The sequence below is a fragment of the Eupransor demetentiae genome (genome assembly GCF_963930865.1).
GTDB lineage: Bacteria > Bacillota > Bacilli > Lactobacillales > Lactobacillaceae > Eupransor > Eupransor demetentiae.
Window position 1 is genome coordinate 509,908 of sequence record NZ_CAWVOH010000001.1, and the last position, 24,207, is coordinate 534,114.

A 24,207-nucleotide genomic window follows, 5' to 3' on the forward strand; every position below is an offset into this window, starting at 1 on the left:
GGATGACGCGAGTCATCCTTTTTTATTTTTCATGTTGTCATTTGACGACTTCATTAACCGTTTTACGATAAGCAGAAATCATTTGTGACAAGCGCCAGCTCATGGCAATGACCGCACCAACCATGGCTGGAACGAACCAACCAAAGCCTTCTGATGCTAGGGGTACATATTGTTGGTAAAGGGTTGCCAAATGGCTTACCCAATCAGTTTTTGCCAATGGTGAGGCGATTAAGGCGTCCAAAACTGCGGGAACAGCGACAAAAGCCATGACCCAGCGGTAAAGCACACGATCCTGTTGAACCCACTTGTTCAATACGCCCAAAACGGTCAAGGCCAAGGCGAATGGGTAAAGCAACATCAATACAGGCGCTGACCAAGCCACGATTTTCGTCAAACCAGCATTGGCCGTGACAAAGGAACCAAGCGCGATAAGGCGCAACCACCATAGATAAGAAACCTTGGGGAAGACCCGGTGCAAATCCTGGGCAAAGGAAACAAAGAGGCCCATGGCAGTCGTGAAGACGGCCAAAGTTACGATAAGCCCGGTAGCCAAAACGCCGACGTTACCAGTATAATGTGTCACGATTTGTGAAAAAGCAGTTCCACCATTATCCGCCACCTTCATTGCGCCTAGAGAAGAAACACCCAGCAAGGTGATGGCGACGTAGATTAATCCTTCCAACAAGATAGCGAGAAAGCCTGATTTTGCTAGTACGCGGGATACGTTTTTCCCTTCAAAACCAAGACCGCGCACGGCATAAACAACAGAAACAGCCAGGGCCAAGAGCGCCAAGCCATCCATGGTGTTGTAGCCGTCAAGGATGCCCTGAAAAGCGGCTTGTCCTTGATAAGCAGCACTGGCCTTCTGGTTCAAATCCCCCATCGGCAAGAACAAAGCCAAAACTAGGATTAAGGCCAACAAGGCCAAGAAGAGTGGGTTCAAATACTTACCAACCCACTTCATCAAGTCGGATTGCTTCACCGTCAAGAAGTAGGCCAAACCAAAGAAAACAGCGGTAAAGGCTAACATGGCGACTTGCTGATAGGCGGCCGGAACAAAGGGTGCGACGCCCATGGCATAAGCAGTGGCAGCCGTACGCGGCGTTCCAAACAAAGGACCGATGGTAAAGTGGATGGCAACCAAGATAGCCGTTCCAAACCAAGGAGCAATCGGCTTAGCAACGTCATAAAGTGACTTTGAGTTCGTCATCGAAACCGCCAACATGGCCAAGTATGGCAAGAGCGCCCCTGTTAAAAGAAAACCAATCACCGCCGGGAACCAATTGTGTCCGGCTAATTGGCCCAATTGAACAGGAAAGATCAAGTTCCCTGCTCCGAAGAACATCCCAAAGATTAGGGAGGCGACCAAGAATAGTTGACGTCGACTTAATTTCTGCTTTTCCATTTGAAAAACTCCTTCTATTTTCATCGCCTTAAGTTTGGCAAACAAAAAGACCAGCTACTCACTGTAGCCGGTCTTAAACATTCTCACAGCTACCTATCATTGATGGATAGGTAGCACAAAACGTCAGCACCTATCCCTATGGAATAATGCTGATAATAATGGCTGAATTGTTTGAGAATGAATGCGTCATGTGTCTTACTCACTTAATTTGATAATATAATTAAAACAGAATGAGAGTTATCTGTCAAATACTAATTTAAACGACCTGTTCCTGTGCGATTTCATGTGTCTGGGTCAACAATTCCGAAAGTCCCTCGACGGCAGTCGTATACCAAGTAGCGGCCGTTTCTAGGCCGGCATCATCCAAAATCAAATCTGAGTGGTGCAAACTGCTGTTACCACCAGAACCAATCTCGGCAAAGATGGCCGGAATGGTTTGCGTGTAGAGCGCAAAGTCTTCCCCTCCTGTCGTTGCTGGCAAGTCAATCAATTCGACTTTATCTTGAATCTTAGCCGCCAACAATTGGGCCAAGTCAGCGCGGTTGTTCAAGACTGCGGGTCCTTCTTCCCAGTCAATTTCAGCTTCCAAGTCAAAAGCGTCAGCCTGTCCTTGAACAGTTTGGTAAAAGCGCTTCTTGATCCCTTCGCGATCCTCATCAGTAAAGGTACGGATTGTACCTTCAAACCAGGCTTCGTCCGGAATAACATTCCAAGTGGAACCGGCTTCAATGTGCGTGACAGACAGCACGGCGGGATGGAAAGGATTCGTGTTACGAGAAATAATGGTTTGTAGCGCTGAAATCAAGGTCGTTGCGGCCACAATGGGATCATTGTTTTCATGGGGACGAGCGGCGTGGCCACCCTTACCCTTTAAACGCACGGAGAAACGATCAACGGCAGCATTACGAGCGCCGGCCTTAACGGCCATCTGCCCTGCATTCAAGCTGGGCTCATTGTGGAAACCAGCAATATAACTGACATCGGACAAAATACCGCTGGCAATCACCTGCTTGGCCCCACGGTTAATTTCTTCAGCGGGCTGGAAAAGCAAACGAACTCGTGCAGTCAAATTATCGGCCTTTTCAACCAAACGTTCAGCCGCCAAAAGCAAGGAAGTCATGTGAAAATCGTGGCCACAAGCATGCATCACGCCCTCGTTTTCGGAGGCGTAGTTCAGGCCAGTTTGTTCCTTAATCGGCAGTGCATCAATATCGGCACGCAGGACGATAACCGGTGCATTTTCCGGTCCGATTTCGGCCACTACACCAGTTTTTAGGCTTGCAGGTGTAATAATGCGGTAGCCCAAGTCTTCCAAGCGGGCCTTCAAAAAGGCAGTGGTCTTGAATTCTTGGTTGGACAGCTCTGGATGCTGGTGTAGATAGTGACGAATGGCGGTGGCATCTTGTAATTGTGACATATTATTTCTCCTGACTTCATCAATAAAAAACAGCTTCAGTACCTTACATACTGAAACTGCTTCCAAAAATGGTCTGACACCAAATTGCGCAAATGATCCAATATGAAGGTCTGAGTAACACAGGGAACAAGCCCAATCAAACCTTCATTTGGTAAGAATTAGCCTTGTTCCTTCTTCATCATTGACATCATCTGCATTTGTGACATAATTTTTGCTCCTGAATAGTTAAGACGAGATAATTATAACAGAAATCTCATAATTATCAAATCTTTTTAATATTATTTTTCAAGCAAGGCTTGACAGGACGTAATTAAGCTCCTGTATGATATTAAACATGGCGCTGTAGTTAGGCGTCGGGAAAGGAGGGCAAAAACTTGAATTTCCTAAATATCCTTCTGCAACTGCTTCAAGCCATACTAATACCTGTATTAACCACTGTGTTATCAGATTTAGTACTAACTAAGTTGCATAAGTGGTCAAATCGAAAGAAATAGACCGCATGTGCCTCAACTCTAGCCCGTTGAGGCTTTTTAAAATACAAAAAAGCCCCGCTAGCCCGCGGGGCTTTAGGAATGAGAGCAAAGACTCTTTCCTAAATATCCTAAAAGAATTATATCATGTTTTATTACAGATAAACACTGCATCCAAAAGACAAATACTTCTCACTTCCGACGGCCACCCAGTAGCCACTGAAGTCCGATCAAGAACAGCCGAAATGGCAGAGTCAGAATCAGAAATAAGCTCCATTCCAGAATCAGCGGAATTGAAACCCACATCATCCAAATAAAGAGTAAGAATAATAAAAACAAAAATCCTTCAAGCATCGAATACCCCTACCTAATTTTTCTCTCCACTCGCTAAGAACAAGTAGTCTTATTGTAGCAAAATTAGGCAAAATGTCTAAAAAATATTATGCAGAAGTCACTCCTCGTTACAAATCCAAAATATAAAACTTATCCATCGCACTATGTTCGCCAGCTTTAATTGGCCTTTCAAGTGCTTTAAAACCATACTTTTCATAGATATGAATGGCTGGTGCAAGGTTATGATGCGTCTCCAAGTATAATTGCTCGTAACCCTCTTTTTGGGCGAATTCAACCGTTTTATCTAAAAGCTGATAGCTCAAACCTTTTCCACGTGCATTCGGGCTAAGGTAGAGCTTTTGAAATTCAGCAATCTTTTTATCTAAGTCATATTCGCCAACACCGGCGCCACCGAGCAATTCACCCGAATCATCAACCGCAACGAAGTAATGCCGATATTTTTCAGCATCGTAGTATTTGCTCAAATAATCCAACTGCGGATCAAAGTAAGCCGTCCCCTTAATCGCCAAATCATTTGCCATTAAGGAAGACTGGATAATCGTCTTCATTTTTGCATTGTCACTTGCCTGAATCGTTCGAATTGCTACCATAATGTCCTCCTAAGATTTTTCTAATTTTAACATAATCAATAAAAAAACACCGCTAATGCGATGCTTTTCCGAAATACAAATTACTGTTCTAAAAAGTCCAACATAGCAGCATCTACCTCTGAGTTTTCATGCAGTTTGGAATGCTGACCAAGTGCGCCAGTGATTAGCTTTTCCTTGTAACTTGAAGGTGATTGGACAAGATATTTAAGCGACTTCGACGATTTGTTGTAAACGGTCGTGTCCCCCGCCGGATTGCCCTGTGAATTTCCGAAAATGTTCAAGACCGCTACCTTATGTCGCTTATAAAAGTCGCGTAAAGGTAGAATCCGCTGGTACAAAATCGTTGGCTGACTCGGCTCACCATTGCTCTTCAGCGTTGAACCAGATTCTGGTCCGACCACGATCACACCGTTAAAGGGTGCCGCGATGGCAATCTGCTTTTTAACGATTGGCAAGGGCTGCTTAACCGAATCACTTTTCATCAAGTAGTAGGCAATTTCCTGATTACCCATGGAATGACCAACCAAATTAACGGAGTCCACGCCCTCTTTTTTGAGCTGCTCCATAATTTCCGTGGTCCATTTGACCGATTCGTTAAAATTCGTGTTGGTATTATCGTCGAATTGCACCAATACCAAGGGATTCTTATCATTCTTGCTGATGGCCCGTCCCATCGAAACCTTGCCATCCTTGGAAACCGTAACATTGATGCGCCGGTTCGAATAGCCGTGATCAACCAGGTACTGAGCCATCGATTTTTCGGCATTGCGAGATGAACCGTAGCCGTGAAAAAAGACGGTTGCGGTCTTACCCGAAACACTTGCTTCTTTTTGGGGCTCGTCATTTTGCTTCAAAGAATGAATGCAGAAAAACGCCAGCACAATCACTAGCAAAGCAACGAATCCAGATAGTAATACTTTATTTTTTTTCATGTTTAATCCCGAATTAATCCAAAATAAAAGGCAGGAGCACTGCTCACTGCCTATATTTTATCATTGAACTTGTGCAGGCGTGGTCATTTTCACGCGTAGGTCGGCCAACTCATCCTCATTAGAGGCAATCCCGACAAAATTAAGCTTTAGGCGGTCGGTCAGCTTGGTTAAGCCTCCGTAGGTTGCGACAACTGGAATGTCCTGATTAGGTCGCGAACCCTGCACAATGGCGTAAAGGTCGGCCCCGGCCAAAGCTTCACTGCGAACAGTGTGCTCCAAAAAGTTCTTAAGATGGGCCGAAATATTAAGCCAGTACACTGGCGTACCAATCACCAGCGTTTGCGCTCCTGCTAATTTTTCAAAGACTTGATCATAGTCACCACGGTGCCCCTGGCCTAGCAAAGGAATCTGATAGTCAACTAAGTTAACTTGCTCAAAATCTTTACCTTCCAACAACTCGGTAGCCATTTCGACCGTCTTACCGTCGGTGTGCTGGCTAGCATTTAAGAAAACGGTCTTACCCGTTGAGGCAGCGTGCTGTGGCGCCATAAAATCTAATTCGATATTTTTGATCATAGAATAGCTCCTATTCTTTACTTGATAAAGCCATTTTGAACATAGCCGGCCAAGGCCTTTTCAAAGTATGGCAACCACAGTTGTTCATAACCAGCACGGGTTGGATGAATGGAATCCGCCATGTATTCGGGATGGGCAATGGTCTCTTGGATGACTTCGGGATCCTGTCCCAAGTTAATCAAACCAATCCCCCACTTTTGTTGCAGCTGCTTGACGGTTTCAATTTGCTTTTGGTAATAGGATTCTTCACTGGGGTCAAAGCAAGTGTAGAAAATAACGGGCACGTGCCAGGTTTCTTGCGCATATTTGATAATGTACTCCATCGCACCCACCGTTGTCTTGGTATTAAAATCCGCTAAATTCTTACTACTTGAAATTTGTCCTTCCGGCACGTTGAAAGTCTTATCGTTGGTTGACAGCTGAACCACCATGGCATCCGGCTTCAAGTCTTTTGGAATTTCGGTCTTCATCCGGTTAACAAAAGTCAAGGGGTTCGAACCCCCCATGGTTGTCCCTGTGACGGCGTACTTATAGGATTGAATACCGTCGGCAGCCTGCAAATAATCCGGTGTTCCTTCTCCATAAGCGCGAAAACCATCCGTAATCGAAGACCCTAAGAAAATAATTTTCTTGCCGTTTAACTGATCATAGTAAGGCGAGCGCTGAACGTTTTTGACGCTGTACTTGGCATCATTTCCCTGCAAGCGCCAAGCAAGGTTTTGCATGAAGGAAGCATTCGCATGAACTTGGTTAGTGTTTGGAAACGAGTCTGCGGATGCACCGGGCGTTACTGTATAAAAAGCCAACAAGGCCGCTCCGGTGCCCAATACTTCTTTTGTCCAAGTTTTCATCAATCTAGTCCTCCCATGCAATCCCTTAATACTTTGGAATTTCCCAATAATTATCACTGTTGTGTTTCTTCATGTAGTCCGCAAATTCCTTTGATTGGTAGGCCTTCGTAACGGCCTTTGCCCAATCGGAATTTGCATTCTTTTGGTTCGTTGCGGCCACGAGGAAGTAGTCACTTTGCACAGTTTCGGCTAACAACATCTTCTTAACTGAAATCTTTGCCGCGTAGGCCACCGAACCAGGAATAATCGTATAGTCAAAGTCCGAAGCTATCCGTGGAATTGTTGATGAATCAACTTCGATTAAGTCCAAATTATAGGGGTTCTCGGCAATGTCACGCTTCGTGGCCTTCAAGGGATTAACGCCCGAACGCAACTTAATCCAGCCGGCTTTTTCCATCAAGCGATAGGCACGCGCCGCATTTGATGGATCATCCGGAACCGCAACCTTGTTACCCCTGCTAACTTCAGCCAAAGTTTTCTTTTGGGCGGGGTAAATTCCCATGTGACTAGTTGGAATCTTAGTTAGCGCAACCAAATGCCCCTTCTTTTCAGCATTAAAATTGTTCAAATAAGCCGTGTGCTGGTCGACATTCAAGTCAACTTCATTGTCATTCAAAGCAATATCGGCATTCAACAAGTTCGAGAAGGACTTAACCCGCACCTGGTAGCCTTCCTTAACCAGAATCGGCTTAATCCCCTTCAAAAACAAGTCGGTAAAGGGCGCTGGTGTCGAACCTAGCACAATGGTTTTGTTTTGACTGGAATGGTGTTGGGCAGGCTTAATAAAGGAAATATAAGCGAAAAAGCCCAACAGAACCACCAAAGCTAGTGGCCAGAACTTCTTAATTTTTGACATCTTAACCTCTTTTCAAATGAAAGGTTCAAAAAAAGCAGCATCCCCTGGATCCTGCTTTTGGTTGAGTTTACCTATCCCAAATACTGTTACCAGAAATGAATTGCCTCGTTCAAACCGCCAAATATCGAACAGTTTGCAGGAGGACATTACGCCTCCCTACTTGTTAGAACAGCAACACAACATCATTTGGTAAACTCGCTTTCGTCGTAAATTTATTTATATTCTAACAATAATCTCATAATTGTCAATTCCAATCACTGAACCCGCACTAGGTTTGGATAAAGACGGACAATCAAAGCAACAGCGACAATCGAAACCACCGTTGATGGCAAAACATAGGATACGTTATAAACAAAGGAATAAAGCCAAACATTCTCCCCCTTCGGTGCATAGGAGCCAAAGAAAATAATTGCCGAAGCGAAGTGCGCCAGAAAACGCAAAGTGCCGCCGAATAAGCCCCCTAGTGTCAAATAGAGGCTGGCTTTCCCAAAAGTACGCTGACTCAAAGCCTTTTGAAATGGGCCAGCGACAATTGCTGTATAACCAACCAGCATAAAAGCCATGGGATAGTCCAGGACAGCTTGCACAGGATGAACAATGTAGGCCCCTAGCAAAAGTTGGATTAGGCCAAAAAGCAGCCCCGTCGTCAGGCCGCCCTTATAACCATAGCGAAGGGCCATAATCATGGTTGGTACCATTTGCAGGGAAATATCGCCGCCCTGCCCCCAAGCCGAAATAGCGAAAAACTTTAAAATCACCGACAAAGCGACAAAGAGCGCGACTTCGGTAATAAAAAGCAAGTTACTTTTAGATTGCATTCTTAAATCTCCAATAAAAAATCTGGCAGTCATAGGAAAGACCACCAGATTAGCTGGCTGTTTTCCCTACGCGTGCTTTATCACAACAGGTTCAAAGGGTTGGCCCACGGCCATCTCAGCTTTTTAAAAAGCACCCCTAAACAGAAAAGATATTTAATTTACAGCTCGTATTATACTTCGAGACCTTTTCAGGTGGCGTCAGTCTACTTGCGTAACACCTTCATCAAGATTCCGGTAATGGCCGCCGTAACTACACCGGCCAAAATGGCTTCAGAAACCCCAGAAGTAAAGATAATCCCCAGGACGACTTGGTTAATAGTCTTGGCTGAATGGCCGATTGCTTGGGCGTACTGCTTGGAAAAAATGGTATCAATCAAGCCCGTAACCATCAAAGTGTGGCAGAAAGCAGCCAGCAAGGCAGACGTGAAAAGATTGAAGAACTGTCCCTTCTTGTGCCAGAGCTTTTCACCGACTTTATATAGGTAGTAGGGCAAGATTCCCAAAATAATTCGCGGAAGCAAAGCAATCACCAGGGCCCAAAGAGAACCATGTGTCGTACCAATCACGGGAACAAAGGGTGAAAAGACAAATCCCAGTACCGTGGGTGCCACTGTCGAATGAAAGAGTGATGAAAGGCCGAAGACCAATCCGAGGAGTGCCCCACGTTTTGGCCCCAGTAAGATTGATCCGATAATAACGGGGATGTGCACTGTGGTGGCGTTAATTGGCCCAATCGGTACAAATCCTAGTGGCGTGAAGGCAAACAAAATAATAATGGCGGCAAAAATTGCTGTCACCACCATCTCCTTAATTCGTCCAGAACGTGACATTTTAATTCTCTCCTATACGAAAACTGATAAAATCAGGTTACCAGATTCTGTAAAAAACAACCAGCCATTTTACCTATAAATCCCAGTAATCCAGCTTTTTGAACAGGAAGTTCGAACATGTATTATTTTACAAAGGCAGCATCGCCCCTCGGTGACCTAACCTTAGTCAGTGATGGTCAAAGATTGACCGGATTATACTTACCCAATCAAAAATATTTCTTAGCAGGTATTGCAACAGACAAGCTTCAACAAACTGATTCACTACCAATTTTTCAGATAAGTCGGGATTGGTTGACCAACTACTTTACTGGTCAGTCTCGGGACACGAAGCTGCCACCATTAAGTTTAAAAGGTAGTGATTTTCGTCATCTGGTTTGGCAGGAATTACTGACGATTCCCTTTGGCGAACTGCGCACCTATGGCGAAATCGCTAATGAAGTTGCTGACAAGATGGGCCGAACTTCAATGTCAAGCCAGGCTGTCGGCGCTGCTATCAGCCACAATCCCATTAGCATCTTAGTGCCCTGCCATCGTGTTATTAGCACCAGTAATAATTTGACGGGCTACGCCGGAGGTATTCCAGCTAAAATTAAACTCTTAGAAATAGAGGGACACACCCTTTCTGATTTTAAGCTACCCAAGAATTAAAAAGCAGATGCCTAGGCACCTGCTTTTTAAACGATTTTATTTTTGATTGCAAAGGCCACCGCCTCAGAACGTGAAGACACCCCGAAGAGATTATAAATACTGGTCAATTCATTTTTAATTGACCTTTCCGAAAGATGCATTTTTTCTGCAATTTCCCGATTACGATAGCCGTCCGTCAAAAGGTGTAAGACCTTTTGCTGTCGTGGTGAAAGTTCCATATTATTCAAACGACTCTTTTTGAAAATTAGGGGTGCAATCTCCGCTGGAATCACAGTGTCACCGTCTAAAACCTGATCAATAGTACTTAAAATCTGTTGGCTGTCCGCATCCTTGAGTAAGTAGGACCGAGCGCCCAACTGGAACATCGTTTGAACCGTTCGGGCCTCGTTAAAGGTCGTTAAAACCACGACGGGAATATGGCTATGACTATCATTTAACTGCCGCATGAAGGTTTCACCATCCATAACGGGCATTTTAATATCCAAAAGAATTAGATCAACATTTTCTTCTCGGCTCAAAATATCCAATGCTTTCTTCCCGTTTTCGGCAAGAAGTACTTGAAAATGACAATCTGTGTTTTCTAAAATCAACTTCAAACCTTCGCGAACAATGCTGTGGTCATCAACGATTAAAATCTTCATCTATTTTCTCCATTGGTAAGCTGATATCCACGCGACTTCCTTCACCTGGTTGGCTATCAATGGTCACCCGACCACCAATATCTGCCATGCGGCTCATCATCCCCGCTAAACCAAAATGAGCGATCTTTTGCTTACCTTTTTTCACTTCAAAACCTGGACCAAAATCAATCACAGTTATGTGTAGTGTCCCGTTCTTCTGTCCCACTCGAATTATTGCTAACTCACCATCCGTGTGCTTAACTACGTTCATCAACGCTTCAGAAATTACTGAAATAATTTGTTGACTAATCATCGCCGGTAATTTGTAGGAACCATCAAATTTCAACTTAACTTGTAGATGATATCGATGAGCAAAAACATCTGACAATACTTTTAAACGAGCTTCTAAATCCTGGCTGCTTACATTCTTTTGTTCATGTAGATTGGTCAGTGTTTTTCGACTTTCGACAATTGTTTTTTTAGCCAGTAGAGAGACTTTACTCGTTATATTCTGAGCAGCAGTTAATTCGCCTCGGTTCAGCACTTGTTCTAAAACTTCAAGTTGCAGCGATAAACCAGTCACATCCTGTAAGAGCGTATCATGCAGGTCACGAGCAATACGATCTCGTTCACTTTTTACCAGCATCTCATCAATTTGGCTCTGTGCAATAGCTTGCTCATCATAAGCCTTTTTGAGCGCCACACGTTCGTACACACTTTGCCGGTATGAGCGCCAATAAAAATAAACAATGAGAATGATAAAAAGATAGATTTCAAAATATAAAATTGCAAGAATTAATCCCGATTTCGACCATACTAAAATCCAGGATATAATTTCTAATGACAAAATAATTGCAATTCCAATCCAAGAACGTTTTAAGTAGACCAAACTTTCAAGCATTAATATCGGCATGAGTGAAACAAAAAAAGTTACCGTGCCAGATTGATAAAAATAAAGGCTGGCGATTATGGATAAAATAATCTGCCCATACAAAGAAAGAGGTAAATACTTTTTTGGGAAACGTTTGGCCAGTAAGAAAACATTCATGAATCCTACTATGAAAATGCCGTAACAAGCAGAAGTTTGAAATAGCTGTAAATTTGTGAATATTCCCAATACGTAGGCCATGATGGTCCAAAAAATAAAGGGCCAACGTAACCCTTTTAATGTTGCTGACTGAATTTCTTCTCTTGATACTTCTTCTATGTTCATAACCTAAAAAACTAGCACTAGGCTAGTCTCCTGTTTATTCAATGTCAATTTTAGGCAAAATTCGGTCCAACCACTTTGGGAAATACCAATTTGCCCGACCAAATAGACTAATCGCTGCCGGTACAATAATCATTCGGACCAGTAAACCATCAAAGATGACGCCTGAAGTAAATGCCAATCCAATTGATTTAATCATACCATCTCCAGCAAAGATAAAGCCGGCAAAAACAGATGCCATAATAATTAATGCTGCGATAACGATTGGACCATTATCCTTCAGTCCCTCACGAACAGCTTCATTTGTATCACCAGTTTGACTATAAATTTCTCGAATACGACTTACTAAGAAAATCTCATAATCCATAGCCAGTCCAAACAAAATTCCAATAATCAGAATTGGTAAGAATCCAAGGATAGCTGCTTTTGACGGAATTTGGAATAGATCTAATAAATGTCCATCTTGCAATATCCAAATCAAGAAACCAAAAGTTGCTCCAAGAGAGAGAACGAATCCAGAAACAGCAACCAAGGGAATCAACAAGGAACGAAAGGCCATCATCAACAGGATGAAAGCAAAAATTACGATAATACCTGCAAAGATTGGTAATGCTTTCGATATTGCCTCCAAAACATCAACGTTCACAGCAGTCGAACCAGTTACATATAGATGCGGAAGGTCTGAATCGTCCTTTGATAATTTACGAACATCACTGACTAATTTCTTAGTTTTTTGATCGTTTGCATCACTTTTCGGAATGATAGTGAGCATCATGTACTTTCCATTTGTCGAATTAGCACCTGGAAGAACCATGGCAACATCTTTTAACTGGCTAATCTTCCCCATGACTTTTTGGGACTCGTCACTAGATGAAGTTTCAACAAGAACAACCAGTGGGTTATTAATTCCTTCCCCGTATGCCTCCTTTTGCAAATCATATGCCTTGCGTTCGGTGAGATGAGGGTTGGCTTCCCCGTCATTAGGAAGGCCTAAATTAATATGCATGATTGGCGAAGCAATCACTACCAAAATCGTGATAACGGGAATCAACCAACACAAGCGATGGTGAGTAATAATTTTTCCCCAACCACCGACCTTACGAAGTTTTGACATCTTCTTCAAAGCTGAGTTCTGATGACTTGGCGTGACAAGTTTTTTGAAAATGGTCAACAGAGCAGGCAGTAAGGTCATAGAAACTAAGACTGCAATAAACACGCCCAATGCAGCGGCATTTCCCATTGCGGAAATGAATGGAATTCCCAACACATTCATTGCCAACATGGCGACAACAACAGTCATTCCCGCGAAAATAACAGCTGTTCCTGCAGAGCCCATCGCATTTTGTAACGCTTGCAAGCGCACATTTGAACTATCAGCCGTCATCTTTTCACGATCAATTCGATTAGCGACTGACTGTTCGGCAAATGCATCGATTGTTTTTTGCTTTAGTTTAGCTAATTCCTGACGGTAACGTGAAATAATAAAGAGCGCATAGTCAATTCCAACAGCCAAGCCCATCATGGAAACCAATGAAGTGGCCAATGAAGGCATTTTGATCACATTACTCAACACAATGATCAATAACATCGTAATTTCCAACGATATCAATGCTGTCAAAATTGGCAAACCAGCTACAAATAGTGATGCGAACGTAATTGCCAAGACAATAAAGGCAACAGCAATACCGACAATTTCTGTGGAATTTTCAGATTTTGGTGCCTCAATAACATCCCCTGAGAATTCCGTTTGAATCCTATTTTGACGTGTTAAATTAGCTTCTTTTTGAATTTTCTTTACAGTTGAATTAGCTACTTTACTTTTCTTTGTTGTGAAAGTCACCTGAGCATACGCTGTTGTTTTTTTGTTATCAAAATTCTGCAATTGATCTGGATGGGCTACCTGAGCCACGCCGGGTTCTTGACTTACTTTATCTAGGTAATCATTAATGTCTTTTTGATGATCACCCTCTGAAAGCTGTTTTCCGTCTTTTGCATGAAAAACAATTTTCATTTGTGCCAAATCAGGCGCTTTCCCAAAATTTTTATCCATAATTTTGGATGCTTTCGTTGATTCGGCCTTAGACAAAGTCAAGTTAGTTGCCGTAAAGTCCGACCCGATTGTCATAGCCCCAACACCTAAGGTACCAAGTATTGCTACAACAATTGCTATTGTTAAATATGCATGTCGAAATATCCATGCAGTCATTTTATGTATAAATTTTGCCATATCTTCTACCTCGATTGTTAATACAATAAGTGTAAAGACTATTCCAAACGAAAAGCATAACTTCAGGGCATACATTTTTGCCCTTTTGGGCAAAATAAAAAGCAGACCCACTTGTCTGCTTTTTGATTACTTTTGATTTGGAAATTCACGGTACCACTGGTAAAGTCCCTCGGCCTGCTTAATTGGCAAATAGCGACATTCAACGTAATTGACGCTTTCACCATTTCGGACTGCAATCACGAAGTGAGCGTATCCAGCTTTCGCCATAAAAATCGATTGCCGTAGATTAATACTTTGGATTTCGTGCCAGCCAGCATAGGTAATGCTGCGCCGGAAGAAATGGGCATTTTGTAGGGCAAGATATTCACCAGCAAAAACTTGTGCGCCAGTATGGCGGGCCTTGTATAAGCCCATGGCAATCGCGAGGATCAGGAGCATTGCGGCAAGCGGCCAAAACCAGATTTGGCTATAGCAGAAATAAGCGGCCATAGCAATTGGAAGTAGCATCAAAACGAAGGCATTCCGGGCCAAGAACCAGTAAGTTCGCTTCTTAGCCGGCTGAAAAGCAATTCCCTTTTCCGGAATGAAATTAATGAATTTATGCAAAACGTCATAAGTTTCATTCTCTTTCAAAACCGGGAAAAGCGTGACGGCCTTATCACTATCCTCCACCCCCTTACCAGCAATCAAATCGACTTGAACCGTCACTAAGTGAAAGATTTTGCGGAAGATATTTTGCTGGATTTTAACGGCTTGGATACGGTTCTTATCGAAATGTAGGCGGCTGGTTTGCAAAAGGCCCTTCGAAATTTCGAACTTTTCACCGTCTTGTTTCAAAGTGAAGCCATAAAGCATGAAGACGATTCGCAGTACATTAGCCCCTAAAATTAGGATAATCACCAAAAGGGCTAGGAGAATAAAGACAATCATGCCGTAACGAGCATAACCTAGTGAAGCTTGTGCGCCAAGCCATTCAAAAACCTTACCAATTGACGGCACGTGGTTCAAAAAGGCCCAAAGAATAAAGAGCTGGGACACAACCCGAAAGTCAGTAACCGCATACTCCACGAGCTCCCCGGTAGTCACCCGGTGCTGGTTGGGATCATCTTCAGCCCGATACTCAACGGCGGATTGGTCTTCAGCAGGTGTCGAGTCTCCGCCCAAACTAAGTCGACGTTTTTCTTCAATTATGTCGGCGACTTGATCGTTAACGGCTGCTAAATCAACCGCTTCTTTTTGGGCATTACTGGCCCCAGAATCCACCGTAACTTGTTCAACGTGGAAGGGTTTTAAAAAGAACCACTGCTTGCGGTCAACGTTTTGAATTCTTTGATAAGGCAAGTGGTGCATGGTTTTGAAGAAGAAGCCGCGCCGTAAGATCACTTCCTTCTCCCCGATTTCATAGGTAGTAAAGCAATAGGACCAGATTGTTGACCCAATGATGAAAGCCAAGAGGACGAAACCAAGATAGAAAGTAAAGCCATGTTCCTTACTTGAAATAAAGACAATTGACAAAACAATCGAATACCAAGCTTTGGCCAAATCGAAGATAACGGCGAGAAAGTTAAAATGTTTTGGTCCTTGATTAGAAGGCATTGCGGGCCTCCAATGCCAAAGCCATCACCTGTTCTTTCAAGCGCAAAGCTTCCTCATGGTCCAGTGCTTCGATTTCGTGAGTCGAGCCACCGGTCGCAATTTTCACCTTGTAAAGCTTTTGTAGGCGAAGCAAAGGTCCCTGGTGCAAGTCGACGTTTTGAACACGAGCAATGGGGATGGCCACGTGATGGCGGAAAAAGTAGCCGTGACGAATTTCAACGTCCGTATCGCGCACTTCGTATTCATAAATGGCGTAGCGGTAAGGAATCAAGATAATTTCGGTCACAATTTCGACTACCATGCCTGCCCCTACAAAGTAGAGCAGCCAGAGAGGTAACCAATTCCAAAAATGATGGGCAATGATAATTCCCGCAATCAGCACTAACCACAAAAATAAGTTAAAAGCGGTAATCTGCCACCAGATGATTTTGATTCGTTTCGGTAAGTGTTGCATTAATTTTCTCTCCTTAAATAGCGCATTAATATCGTTAAAGCAGCGGTCTCTAAAATAACATATAAATGTAACAACCAATTTACAGTGATATTTCAATTCTTTTCGATAAATTTCACAATTTTTATTTGTTTGAAAGCGTTATCAGTGCTAAGCTTAGACTAGTTATTTTTAAAGAAAGGGAGAATATGAAATGACAGAACAATGGTTCAAGGATTCCGTCGTCTACCAGGTTTATCCGATGAGTTTCCAAGACAGTAACGGCGATGGTATCGGAGACTTGCCCGGCATTACTTCCCGTTTGGAATACATCAAGAAGTTGGGTGCTGACGTCATTTGGCTCAACCCAATTTACGTCTCTCCTAACAAAGATAATGGCTATGATATCGCTGATTATGAAGCCATCAACCCCACTTATGGAACGATGGCTGACTTTGATAACTTGCTTGAAAAAGCCCACGAATTAGGTCTTAAGATTGTGATGGATTTGGTGGTTAACCATACTTCCGACCAGCACAAGTGGTTCCAGGAAAGCCGTAAGAGCAAGGATAACCCCTACTCTGATTACTACATTTGGCGCGATCCAGTCGATGGCCACGAACCCAACAACTGGGTGGCTGCCTTCGGTGGATCCGTTTGGGAATATGACGAAGGACGTGGCCAGTACTACTTGCACATGTACGCACCAAGTCAACCAGATTTGAACTGGACCAATCCAAAATTGCGCGAAGCTGTTTACAGCATGCAACGTTTTTGGTTGGACAAGAGTGTTGATGGTTTCCGTATGGATGTTATCAACGAAATTTCAAAGCCAGATGGCTTGCCAAACATGACTGGTGAAGTCACCGCCGGTACGACGCAGGACTTTATCGCCGATGGCCCTCACTTGGGTGAATACTTGAGTGAAATGAATGAAAAAGTGCTTTCAAAGTACGACATCATGACGGTTGGTGAAATGCCTGGCGTTACGACTGAGGATGCCATTGAATACACTGGCCTCAAGAGTAACGAATTGAACATGGTCTTTGAATTTGAGCACGTTGGTTTGACCAACAACCCGGACACTCGTTTGGGCCGTTGGAACGATGTGCCCGTTAAGTTGACCGATTTGAAGCACGCCCTTAACCGTTGGCAAATCGCCTTGGATGGTAAGGGTTGGAACTCACTTTACTGGAACAACCACGATCAACCTCGTGCCGTTTCCCGTTTTGGAAATGATTCCGATGAATTCCGCGTGCGTTCAGCGAAGGCTTTGGGAACCACCCTACACTTCTTGCAAGGAACACCATACGTCTTTGAGGGTGAAGAACTGGGTATGACCAACGGCCACTTTACGCGCGTTGATCAATACGAAGACGTTGAATCCGTTAACGTTTATAAGGAAATGGTCGAAGACAAGAAGATTGTCGACGGTCCAACCATGTTAAAGTACTTGGCCAACATGTCGCGTGATAACGCTCGTACGCCAATGCAGTGGGATGCAAGCGAAAACGCAGGCTTCACCACCGCAACCCCTTGGTACGCTGTTAATCCTAACCACAAGGAAATCAACGTCCAAGCTAACTTAGAAGATCCAGATTCAGTCTTCTACCACTACCAGAAGTTGATTAAGATTCGTCATGAATCTGAAACCATTCGTCGTGGTACTTTTGAAGCCTTGGATGAAGATGACGACCAAGTTTATGCTTACCGCCGTCACGGCGAAGACGGTACTTACCTGATCATGACCAACTTTACTGATCAGACCGTTACGCGTGACTATCAACAGGCAGATGCTAGCGAATTGGTTATCAGCAATTACCAAGATGATCAAGGAACTACTTTGCGCCCTTATGAAAGTAAGGTCTATCGTTTCGCCAAGTAATTTGGTCTGTAAAGGATAAAGAGTTAAAGAAATGACACAAGATAAACAAGCAAATACAAATTCAAAAACATTCTTAACGGCCATTCTTTCGGTTTCCGTTATGATTACCACTGGGCAGGCTGTTTCTTCAGCCGTGCCTGAAATGGCGAAGAGTTTCCCAGATGTTCCGGCATCTTTGATGAACTCCGTCGTTACTATCCAGCAGTTAACCGTTGTGATAACCCTGCTATTGTCTGGTTGGATTTCAAAGAAAATTGGAATTAAGAAGACGATTGCCATTGGTTTGATTACCGTTGGTATTGCAGGTGTGATTCCCGCACTTGTCCATAGTTTCCCAATTATTTTCATTTCCCGACTATTCTTGGGAGCCGGAATTGGGTTGTTTAACTCGCTAGCCATCACGATTATCGACCTCTTTTACAAGGGGGCAGAACAGTCGAAGATTCTTGGTTACCGTACCGCGACTGAGCAATTAGGAACTTCCGCCTTGACCCTTTTGGTCGGTGCCTTAGTTTTGATTAACTGGGAAGCTTCCTTCTTGATCTACTTGCTAGCCTTCCCATTCTTAGCCTTCTTCTGGAAGTTCGTTCCTGAACCACCAGTTGACAAGCATGCTAGCGCGCAAAAGCAGAAGATTAACTTGCCAGTGCTTGGTATGGCCGCCTTGTTGATGGTCATGGTTATGTGTTCAACTTCAGTTGTTGTTCAAACGCCTAACATCGTTGTTACTGATTTGGGCTTGAACGGAACTGTCGCTTCATTAATCGTTACTTTGAACACCTTCGTTGGAACAATGACTGGTTTCGTCTTCGGTAAGATTTATGCCGAATTGAAGAACTTCGTTGTCCCAACTGGAATGGCCTTCATGTCCTTGGGTTCATTGGTCATCGTTGCCTTCCCTAACATTTTCACCGTTGCTTTGGGGGCTGCCATCTGTGGTGTTGCTTACCCATTAGTTGGTTCATACCTCTTCTCAAACGTTGATAATGTTGCGCCAGAAGGTTCACAAAACTTGGCCAACTCAGCCATGTTGGTTGGCGCTAACTTGGGGGCTACGATTGCTCCTTCTGTTTTGACGATGTTCTCAAACTTGAACAACGCCCACACTCAGTCAGCACCGTTCTTCACTTTGTTCTTGATGTTGGCAGCCTTTGCAGCCATTGCTTTGGCTTACCTTCTCGGTTTGCAAGGAGCTAACACAGCGAAGACTTATACGACAAAGTATCGTCGCGCACGTCGTAACAACAACATCAATAAGTAATTGAATGCAAATTAAAAGCACGCCGCTTGGCGTGCTTTTTTGTGCTTAGATTTTTTGATAAAGGGAGCATAATTCCAGCAGACTGAGCGCAACTTCGCCTCCTTTGTTCCCTGCTTTACCACCTGCACGTTGCTGGGCTTGTTCCAAAGTGTCGGTCGTTAAAATACCAAAGACGATTGGACAAGCTTCATCCAAACTAACGCGAGCGACCCCTTGCGCCACACCGTTAATCACCAAGTCATAGTGATCTGTATCACCCTTGATCACAGCACCCAGCGTGACAATCCCTGTATATTTTTGGCTTCGTGCTAACTTTTGGGTCATCAAGGGGATTTCCAAAGCACCGGGTACCCAGCATACATCGACTTGTTCTTTTGGCACGCCGACCATCTTCATGCTAGCTAAGGCACCCGACAGCAAACGTTCCGTGATGGCACTATTAAAACGGCTTACCACGATAGCAAATTTACCCTGGTTTTGGTCAGTCAGTTGTCCTTCATAAATCATTTTCAATTCTCCTTTAATAAATGGCCAAAGCGAGTGGCCTTGGTGTGCAAGTAATTCGCGTTATTCGAGTTTGACTTAATTTCCAGGGGTACTCGTTCTACAATTTCAATCCCCGCAGCTTCTAGTTGCTGAATTTTATCCGGATTGTTCGTCAGCAAGCGAATTCGCTTCAAACCGGCAAATTTAAGTAGCTTTGCTGCCCGTTTATAATCACGCTGATCGGCTTGGTGGCCTAGATTCAAGTTCGCATCATAGGTGTCATAGTGATTTTCCTGTAGAATATAGGCTTTAAGTTTTTCCAACAAGCCAATTCCACGCCCTTCTTGGCGTAAGTAGAGCACAGCTCCACCTTCTTCATTAATTCTAGCCAGGGCCTCGTTAAGCTGGGGACCGCAGTCACAACGCAGCGAAGACAGCACATCTCCCGTAAAACATTCTGAATGAATCCGAACTAGCGGTGCCGCCGTGCTTGCTTTTTTGCTTTGAATTAGAAGATCGGGTTGTCCCTTTCCTCTACTCGGAAAGCTGTGTAGTTCAAAATTACCTTCAGCGGCTGGTAGCTGCACTGAGGGCCCATATTCGATATCTTCCTGATCCAAGTAGGTTTGAAATTCGACCAAGTCCGCAATCTGCAAGCGAATTAAATCATGTTCTTGCGCGAAGAGCGCCAAGTCTTCGGAACGGGCCATGCTGCCATCGGCCTTTAAAATCTCGATGATATAGGCGACCGGCACAACTCCTGCCCATTTTGCCAGAGCGACCGCTGCTTCAGTATGGCCCGTTCGTACACGTAAGCCCTCTTTTTCTGCCACAAGGGGAAAAATGTGCCCGGGCCGTTCAAAATCTTGAGCTGGAATACTACGATTGGCCAAAGCTTGCAACGTTTGTGCTCGATCATTTGCGGAAACACCGGTTACAGTCGCTTTATAATCCACCGATTGCGTGAATTTAGTACCAAATTTTTCCGTATTGTCTTGCACCATAGCTGGCAAGTGTAATTCTTCGGCTCGTTCCAAACTCATTGGCGCACAGAGTAAGCCACGAGCAGCTTGTAAAGCAAAGTTAATTGTTTCCGGTTGGGCAAAGGTTGCTAAACCGACTAAGTCGCCTTCATTTTCCCGGTCTTGATCATCTTGTAAGACAATTAACTTCCCCTGCTTTAGGGCCGCCAAGGCTGCCTGTATTTTTTCAATCTTACTTCGTTCCAACATCTTGTAGTCCTCCTTGAACATACTTTGCCAAAATATCAGTTTCAAGATTGACCCAGTCACCCGCTTTTAATTGGCTTAGATTCGTATGATCTCGCGTGAAATTCACCAGGGCCAAGACGAAATGACTTTCGTTAGTTGATACGATGGTCAGGCTTACACCGTTAATGGCCACGGAACCCTTGGCGACGATTTCTTTACCCCAAGTCGGATTATCAAAACGAAAGGTGTAAAAGTGTGTTTCCCCCTGGATATCAATTTTTTCCAGTTGCGCTTTCCCGTCAACGTGGCCTAGGACAAGGTGACCATCTAATCCCTGCTGGAGCGTCAAGGCCGCTTCCAAATTCACCATTTGGCCCAGCGTATAATCAGCCAAAATGGTTTGCTCATAAGTCGAAACCATGACATCAAAATCCAACAAATCATCGTGATAGTCAGCTAAAGTCAAACAAACACCGTCCACCATGATACTTTCGCCCAAAATAAAAGCTTGCTTCGCCCACTGAACTGGTTCAATCGTCAATCGCAATTCAGCTTTCCCGCGCTCTTCAATGCCTTTAACTTTTCCTTGAGCTTGTACAATTCCTGTAAACATTAGAGCACCTCATTTCGATAAATATAGCGAATCGTGTTTCCAACCGGTACTTGCTGCCTTAACAAAGCTGGTTCAGACGCAGGTAGGACTGCCGAAAGACCTTCATCAGGAAAATCACTGTCAGATTGGTAATGCCAAAATTCCTGCCAAGCGCTTTCTTGCAAAAAAGCTGCATGGACTATCGGTCCTCCTTCAACCAGTAGAGATTGAATCCCCAACTCAGCCAGGATAGCTAATAAGTCAGCGATGCTACCGTCATATAATTTTACGCGCGGCGAAGTCTCGGCAAAGCCCTCGTCGCTGGTAAAAATCAAATAATTATCCCGCCATTGGATTGGAAGATCTTTGAACCGACCAGATCGATCCAGAACAATCCGTAACGGTTGCTCGTGCTGCAGCGCTATTTTTCGAACGGTTAAATTCGGTTGATCAATTAAAAAAGTTTCACTACCGACTAAAATAGCGGAGGAGGCTGCCCGCAATCGATGAACATCTTGATCAGCGATGGAATCAGTGATTTTAGTCTGCTGACCTGAACCAGCGTTAACCTTGCGATTGGCACTCGTGGCAACCTTCAAACGAACATAGGGTAAGTTCTTTTCGAAAAAATAGTGAAAAGCTGGGTTTAACTGACGACTGGCACCATCATTCAAAACGATGACTTCAATCCCATGTTCACGTAGCAGTTTCAAGCCTTTCCCATTTGTGCTCGGATTAGGATCAAGCGAACCTATCACGACCCGCTTTAACCCCCAAGTCAGCATTGTTTCGGCACAGGAAGATACTTTCCCCCGGCTCGCACAAGGTTCCAACGTGACATAGATACATGCCCCCTGAATGTCACTGGGCTTTGCCAGAGATTGGTAGGCTTCAATTTCGGCGTGATGACCACCAAAACGATGGTGGTAGCCACGACCGAGAACTTTGCCGTCTTTGACGATGACAGCCCCAACCCGTGGATTTTCATAGGTTAAATCAGCTTCCCCCTTTCCGGCTTCATCAATGGCAATTTGCATCAAAACATTATCATTCATTTTTTCCTCCTGTTGTTATCAGGACATAAAAAAACCGATGTGACACTATCACATCGGTTGCATTTATTATTCGAATGATTCAAAAAATAGGCAGTCTGAGACTCCCAGAATTTTTAAATCTTCTCCCATCCAGACTATACTGTCGGTTACAGAATTTCACTGTATCAGCCGCACCGGAGTGCAGGTCACGGACTTTGGCACAAGGCCATCACCGTCGGTCGGGAATTTCACCCTGCCCCGAAGATTAATAATGTTGTTTTAAGCGTAGCAAGTAAAAAGGATTTTGTCAAAGCTTATGAATTCGAAGCCAATAAAGCCTTGATGACAGCCGAACGGAAACCGTTGTCTTCGAGTGCAAGCACACCCTTGATAGTGGTTCCGCCTGGCGAAGTCACTTCGTCCTTTAATTCAGTGTAAGACTTGCCGCTTGCTTGCGCCAATTGAGCACTGCCTTTAACCATTGAGGAAATAATTTCACGGGCAGTTGCTCGTGAGAGACCTTCACTAACAGCGGCATCTTCCATGGCAGCCATAAAGACGTCAACAAAGGCTGGTGCACAGCCACCAACCACACCAGCGAGGTCCAGCTGATTTTCCTTAACTTCGAAGACATCCCCAAGGGTCTTGAGCAAATTAACAACTTGATCCAATTGGCCATTTACGAGATGCTTTCCGGGTGCATAGGCAATCGTTCCAGCATTGTAGGCCACGGCAGTGTTGGGAATCAAAGCAGCGGTGGGTACGTTACCCGCCGTCCTCAAAATAGCTTCATTGCTTACGCCAGCTGCAGCCGACAAGACAATCGTGCCACTAGGAATACTCAAATTGACGAATTCTTGCATGATGGCAAGGGTTTGCTTGGCTGGTGTCACGAAGAAGAGCAAATCTGGTTGTTGCGCCAGTACATCCTTGGGTTCGCCGAAAACTGGAATATTCAGTGTTTGGGCGTGGTGGCTAGCCGATGCCGTCGAAGAACTTTGACCAATCAGTTCCACTGGAACCACTTTTTGACGGTTTAATCCTTCTACAATGGCAGAACCCATGCTGCCGACACCGATAATGGCAATTTTCATAACGCTGACCTCCTATTTTCTCAAAAGAAAAAGGCCGACCGAAATCGACCTTTCTCTGTATAATTTACCAGATATTACTGGAAGTTTGAAGTGATGTTTCCTGAGAACTTGTCACTTGCAATTGACATGTGTCCGGCTGAATCAACGCCCTTCATAGTTGAGCGAACGTTCAAGACACCACCGTCTGATGATGCATCGAAAGTCAAGTCGCCAGTTGAGTAGATGGCTGACTTAGTTGGTTGTGCATCCAATTCTGCTTGGTCAGCGATTGGCTTTGCATCAGTAACTGAGTTCGTACCAGCAGCGGTAATCTTCATCGTACCGTATGACTGACCGTTGATAACAGTACCTTGAGTTGAACGCAAATCAGCGTTGTTCAAAACAATGTTAACATCAGCATCAGCAGGAGCTGCAACAACGATTTGTACGTGGTCGCTGCTTCCAGTTACAGTGTAAGTTCCGCCCTTCTTGATGGTGATGGTGTCACCAGAAACGCTGGCAGCGTTTTCGTTATCAGAGACGATACCTGAGTTATCAAGAGCGATAACAACGTTAACCTTAGTAGCCTTAGCAGCCATGTCTGAGAACAAACCAGAGATAGCAGTTGAAAGGTCAGCAGATGCGCTTTGGTGAGCAACAGCCATACCACCCATTGCGGCAACAGCTGCGGCAGCGATAACCCATTGCTTACCTGACTTGAACATACGAGCATTTTGCTTATTCATTAAAAAGATCTTCTTTCTATTAATACGGATTATTATTACAAAAACATTACAATTTTCGTAAAAATCAATACGCACTAATACTAACAAAT

23 protein-coding genes and 2 riboswitches are annotated in these 24,207 nt (G+C 44.1%); of the genes, 3 read left to right on the forward strand and 20 right to left on the reverse strand.

The genetic code is table 11. From position 1 onward, the window contains the following. Nucleotides 1–37: 37 nt before the first annotated feature. From brnQ to ABSY64_RS02585, 9 genes are all read right to left on the reverse strand, one after another. Complete coding sequence (gene brnQ / locus ABSY64_RS02545) at nt 38–1,405, reverse strand: branched-chain amino acid transport system II carrier protein (RefSeq protein ID WP_349641496.1); 1,368 nt, start codon at nt 1,403–1,405, stop codon at nt 38–40. Between the two features lie 256 nt (nt 1,406–1,661). Continuing rightward, on the reverse strand, nt 1,662–2,822 hold the full coding sequence (locus ABSY64_RS02550; RefSeq protein WP_349641497.1) for an amidohydrolase: 1,161 nt from the start codon (nt 2,820–2,822) through the stop codon (nt 1,662–1,664). A gap of 931 nt (nt 2,823–3,753) precedes the next feature. Then, nucleotides 3,754–4,236, reverse strand: coding sequence for a GNAT family N-acetyltransferase (locus ABSY64_RS02555; RefSeq protein WP_349641498.1), 483 nt, complete (start codon nt 4,234–4,236; stop codon nt 3,754–3,756). Nucleotides 4,237–4,316: 80 nt separating this feature from the next. Next, on the reverse strand, nt 4,317–5,168 hold the full coding sequence (locus tag ABSY64_RS02560; protein WP_349641499.1) for an alpha/beta hydrolase: 852 nt from the start codon (nt 5,166–5,168) through the stop codon (nt 4,317–4,319). A 60-nt stretch (nt 5,169–5,228) separates the two neighbouring features. Next, a complete protein-coding gene (locus tag ABSY64_RS02565; RefSeq protein WP_349641500.1) occupies nt 5,229–5,744 on the reverse strand; it encodes a flavodoxin family protein in 516 nt (171 codons plus the stop codon). 17 nt (nt 5,745–5,761) lie between these two features. After that, nucleotides 5,762–6,595, reverse strand: coding sequence for an SGNH/GDSL hydrolase family protein (locus ABSY64_RS02570; protein ID WP_349641501.1), 834 nt, complete (start codon nt 6,593–6,595; stop codon nt 5,762–5,764). A gap of 25 nt (nt 6,596–6,620) precedes the next feature. Beyond that, entirely contained in the window at nt 6,621–7,451 is an 831-nt protein-coding gene (locus ABSY64_RS02575) for a MetQ/NlpA family ABC transporter substrate-binding protein (protein WP_349641502.1), read from the reverse strand. 254 nt (nt 7,452–7,705) lie between these two features. Further along, entirely contained in the window at nt 7,706–8,269 is a 564-nt protein-coding gene (thiT, locus tag ABSY64_RS02580) for an energy-coupled thiamine transporter ThiT (protein ID WP_349641503.1), read from the reverse strand. Between the two features lie 46 nt (nt 8,270–8,315). Beyond that, a riboswitch (TPP riboswitch) is annotated at nt 8,316–8,417 on the reverse strand. Between the two features lie 55 nt (nt 8,418–8,472). Further along, nucleotides 8,473–9,099 (reverse strand): ECF transporter S component, encoded by a 627-nt coding sequence (locus ABSY64_RS02585; RefSeq protein ID WP_349641504.1) that lies wholly within the window; start codon nt 9,097–9,099, stop codon nt 8,473–8,475. Nucleotides 9,100–9,216: 117 nt separating this feature from the next. Between ABSY64_RS02585 and ABSY64_RS02590 the strand changes: the two genes are divergently transcribed. Next, nucleotides 9,217–9,747, forward strand: a complete 531-nt coding sequence (locus ABSY64_RS02590; RefSeq protein WP_349641505.1) for a methylated-DNA--[protein]-cysteine S-methyltransferase — start codon at nt 9,217–9,219, stop codon at nt 9,745–9,747. A gap of 26 nt (nt 9,748–9,773) precedes the next feature. Here ABSY64_RS02590 and ABSY64_RS02595 read toward each other — a convergent pair whose 3' ends face one another. From ABSY64_RS02595 to ABSY64_RS02615, 5 genes are all read right to left on the reverse strand, one after another. After that, nucleotides 9,774–10,388 (reverse strand): response regulator, encoded by a 615-nt coding sequence (locus ABSY64_RS02595; protein ID WP_349641506.1) that lies wholly within the window; start codon nt 10,386–10,388, stop codon nt 9,774–9,776. Next, nucleotides 10,369–11,580, reverse strand: a complete 1,212-nt coding sequence (locus ABSY64_RS02600) for a sensor histidine kinase (protein WP_349641507.1) — start codon at nt 11,578–11,580, stop codon at nt 10,369–10,371. Before ABSY64_RS02600 ends, ABSY64_RS02595 begins: the two co-directional genes overlap by 20 nt. 34 nt (nt 11,581–11,614) lie before the next feature. Continuing rightward, entirely contained in the window at nt 11,615–13,804 is a 2,190-nt protein-coding gene (locus ABSY64_RS02605) for an MMPL family transporter (RefSeq protein WP_349641508.1), read from the reverse strand. Between the two features lie 126 nt (nt 13,805–13,930). After that, a complete protein-coding gene (locus ABSY64_RS02610) occupies nt 13,931–15,400 on the reverse strand; it encodes a PH domain-containing protein (RefSeq protein WP_349641509.1) in 1,470 nt (489 codons plus the stop codon). Then, complete coding sequence (locus ABSY64_RS02615) at nt 15,390–15,854, reverse strand: PH domain-containing protein (RefSeq protein WP_349641510.1); 465 nt, start codon at nt 15,852–15,854, stop codon at nt 15,390–15,392. Before ABSY64_RS02615 ends, ABSY64_RS02610 begins: the two co-directional genes overlap by 11 nt. A 190-nt stretch (nt 15,855–16,044) precedes the next feature. Between ABSY64_RS02615 and ABSY64_RS02620 the strand changes: the two genes are divergently transcribed. Continuing rightward, nucleotides 16,045–17,715, forward strand: coding sequence for a glycoside hydrolase family 13 protein (locus tag ABSY64_RS02620; RefSeq protein WP_349641511.1), 1,671 nt, complete (start codon nt 16,045–16,047; stop codon nt 17,713–17,715). 31 nt (nt 17,716–17,746) lie between these two features. Further along, nucleotides 17,747–18,976 (forward strand): MFS transporter, encoded by a 1,230-nt coding sequence (locus tag ABSY64_RS02625; protein WP_349641512.1) that lies wholly within the window; start codon nt 17,747–17,749, stop codon nt 18,974–18,976. 45 nt (nt 18,977–19,021) lie between these two features. Here the strand turns inward: ABSY64_RS02625 and ribH are convergent, their stop codons facing one another. The 6 genes from ribH to ABSY64_RS02655 all read right to left on the reverse strand — a co-directional run bounded on the left by ribH (nt 19,022) and on the right by ABSY64_RS02655 (nt 24,118). Then, a complete protein-coding gene (gene ribH / locus ABSY64_RS02630; protein WP_349641513.1) occupies nt 19,022–19,483 on the reverse strand; it encodes a 6,7-dimethyl-8-ribityllumazine synthase in 462 nt (153 codons plus the stop codon). A gap of 2 nt (nt 19,484–19,485) precedes the next feature. Further along, nucleotides 19,486–20,694: a GTP cyclohydrolase II gene (ribA, locus tag ABSY64_RS02635; protein ID WP_349641514.1), complete on the reverse strand. Its 1,209-nt coding sequence runs from the start codon at nt 20,692–20,694 to the stop codon at nt 19,486–19,488. Then, on the reverse strand, nt 20,678–21,286 hold the full coding sequence (locus ABSY64_RS02640) for a riboflavin synthase (protein ID WP_349641515.1): 609 nt from the start codon (nt 21,284–21,286) through the stop codon (nt 20,678–20,680). Before ABSY64_RS02640 ends, ribA begins: the two co-directional genes overlap by 17 nt. Beyond that, a complete protein-coding gene (gene ribD, locus ABSY64_RS02645; RefSeq protein ID WP_349641516.1) occupies nt 21,286–22,320 on the reverse strand; it encodes a bifunctional diaminohydroxyphosphoribosylaminopyrimidine deaminase/5-amino-6-(5-phosphoribosylamino)uracil reductase RibD in 1,035 nt (344 codons plus the stop codon). Before ribD ends, ABSY64_RS02640 begins: the two co-directional genes overlap by 1 nt. Before the next feature lie 113 nt (nt 22,321–22,433). Further along, a riboswitch (FMN riboswitch) is annotated at nt 22,434–22,569 on the reverse strand. 44 nt (nt 22,570–22,613) lie between these two features. Continuing rightward, nucleotides 22,614–23,393: a pyrroline-5-carboxylate reductase family protein gene (locus ABSY64_RS02650; RefSeq protein ID WP_349641517.1), complete on the reverse strand. Its 780-nt coding sequence runs from the start codon at nt 23,391–23,393 to the stop codon at nt 22,614–22,616. 74 nt (nt 23,394–23,467) lie between these two features. Next, on the reverse strand, nt 23,468–24,118 hold the full coding sequence (locus ABSY64_RS02655; RefSeq protein WP_349641518.1) for a carbohydrate-binding domain-containing protein: 651 nt from the start codon (nt 24,116–24,118) through the stop codon (nt 23,468–23,470). Nucleotides 24,119–24,207 lie beyond the last annotated feature (89 nt).

Bases quoted from the DNA above. Each gene is read 5' to 3' on its own strand.
- ABSY64_RS02625 (WP_349641512.1), top strand. From the start codon at position 17,747: ATGACACAAGATAAACAAGCAAATACAAATTCAAAAACATTCTTAACG.
- ABSY64_RS02600 (WP_349641507.1), bottom strand. From the start codon at position 11,580: ATGAACATAGAAGAAGTATCAAGAGAAGAAATTCAGTCAGCAACATTA.
- ribD (WP_349641516.1), bottom strand. From the start codon at position 22,320: ATGAATGATAATGTTTTGATGCAAATTGCCATTGATGAAGCCGGAAAG.
- ABSY64_RS02620 (WP_349641511.1), top strand. From the start codon at position 16,045: ATGACAGAACAATGGTTCAAGGATTCCGTCGTCTACCAGGTTTATCCG.
- ABSY64_RS02550 (WP_349641497.1), bottom strand. From the start codon at position 2,822: ATGTCACAATTACAAGATGCCACCGCCATTCGTCACTATCTACACCAG.
- ABSY64_RS02615 (WP_349641510.1), bottom strand. From the start codon at position 15,854: ATGCAACACTTACCGAAACGAATCAAAATCATCTGGTGGCAGATTACC.
- ribA (WP_349641514.1), bottom strand. From the start codon at position 20,694: ATGTTGGAACGAAGTAAGATTGAAAAAATACAGGCAGCCTTGGCGGCC.
- ABSY64_RS02595 (WP_349641506.1), bottom strand. From the start codon at position 10,388: ATGAAGATTTTAATCGTTGATGACCACAGCATTGTTCGCGAAGGTTTG.
- ABSY64_RS02565 (WP_349641500.1), bottom strand. From the start codon at position 5,744: ATGATCAAAAATATCGAATTAGATTTTATGGCGCCACAGCACGCTGCC.
- ABSY64_RS02655 (WP_349641518.1), bottom strand. From the start codon at position 24,118: ATGAATAAGCAAAATGCTCGTATGTTCAAGTCAGGTAAGCAATGGGTT.
- ABSY64_RS02610 (WP_349641509.1), bottom strand. From the start codon at position 15,400: ATGCCTTCTAATCAAGGACCAAAACATTTTAACTTTCTCGCCGTTATC.
- ABSY64_RS02605 (WP_349641508.1), bottom strand. From the start codon at position 13,804: ATGGCAAAATTTATACATAAAATGACTGCATGGATATTTCGACATGCA.
- ABSY64_RS02575 (WP_349641502.1), bottom strand. From the start codon at position 7,451: ATGTCAAAAATTAAGAAGTTCTGGCCACTAGCTTTGGTGGTTCTGTTG.
- brnQ (WP_349641496.1), bottom strand. From the start codon at position 1,405: ATGGAAAAGCAGAAATTAAGTCGACGTCAACTATTCTTGGTCGCCTCC.
- ABSY64_RS02570 (WP_349641501.1), bottom strand. From the start codon at position 6,595: ATGAAAACTTGGACAAAAGAAGTATTGGGCACCGGAGCGGCCTTGTTG.
- ABSY64_RS02640 (WP_349641515.1), bottom strand. From the start codon at position 21,286: ATGTTTACAGGAATTGTACAAGCTCAAGGAAAAGTTAAAGGCATTGAA.
- ABSY64_RS02590 (WP_349641505.1), top strand. From the start codon at position 9,217: ATGTATTATTTTACAAAGGCAGCATCGCCCCTCGGTGACCTAACCTTA.
- thiT (WP_349641503.1), bottom strand. From the start codon at position 8,269: ATGCAATCTAAAAGTAACTTGCTTTTTATTACCGAAGTCGCGCTCTTT.
- ribH (WP_349641513.1), bottom strand. From the start codon at position 19,483: ATGATTTATGAAGGACAACTGACTGACCAAAACCAGGGTAAATTTGCT.
- ABSY64_RS02585 (WP_349641504.1), bottom strand. From the start codon at position 9,099: ATGTCACGTTCTGGACGAATTAAGGAGATGGTGGTGACAGCAATTTTT.
- ABSY64_RS02555 (WP_349641498.1), bottom strand. From the start codon at position 4,236: ATGGTAGCAATTCGAACGATTCAGGCAAGTGACAATGCAAAAATGAAG.
- ABSY64_RS02650 (WP_349641517.1), bottom strand. From the start codon at position 23,393: ATGAAAATTGCCATTATCGGTGTCGGCAGCATGGGTTCTGCCATTGTA.
- ABSY64_RS02560 (WP_349641499.1), bottom strand. From the start codon at position 5,168: ATGAAAAAAAATAAAGTATTACTATCTGGATTCGTTGCTTTGCTAGTG.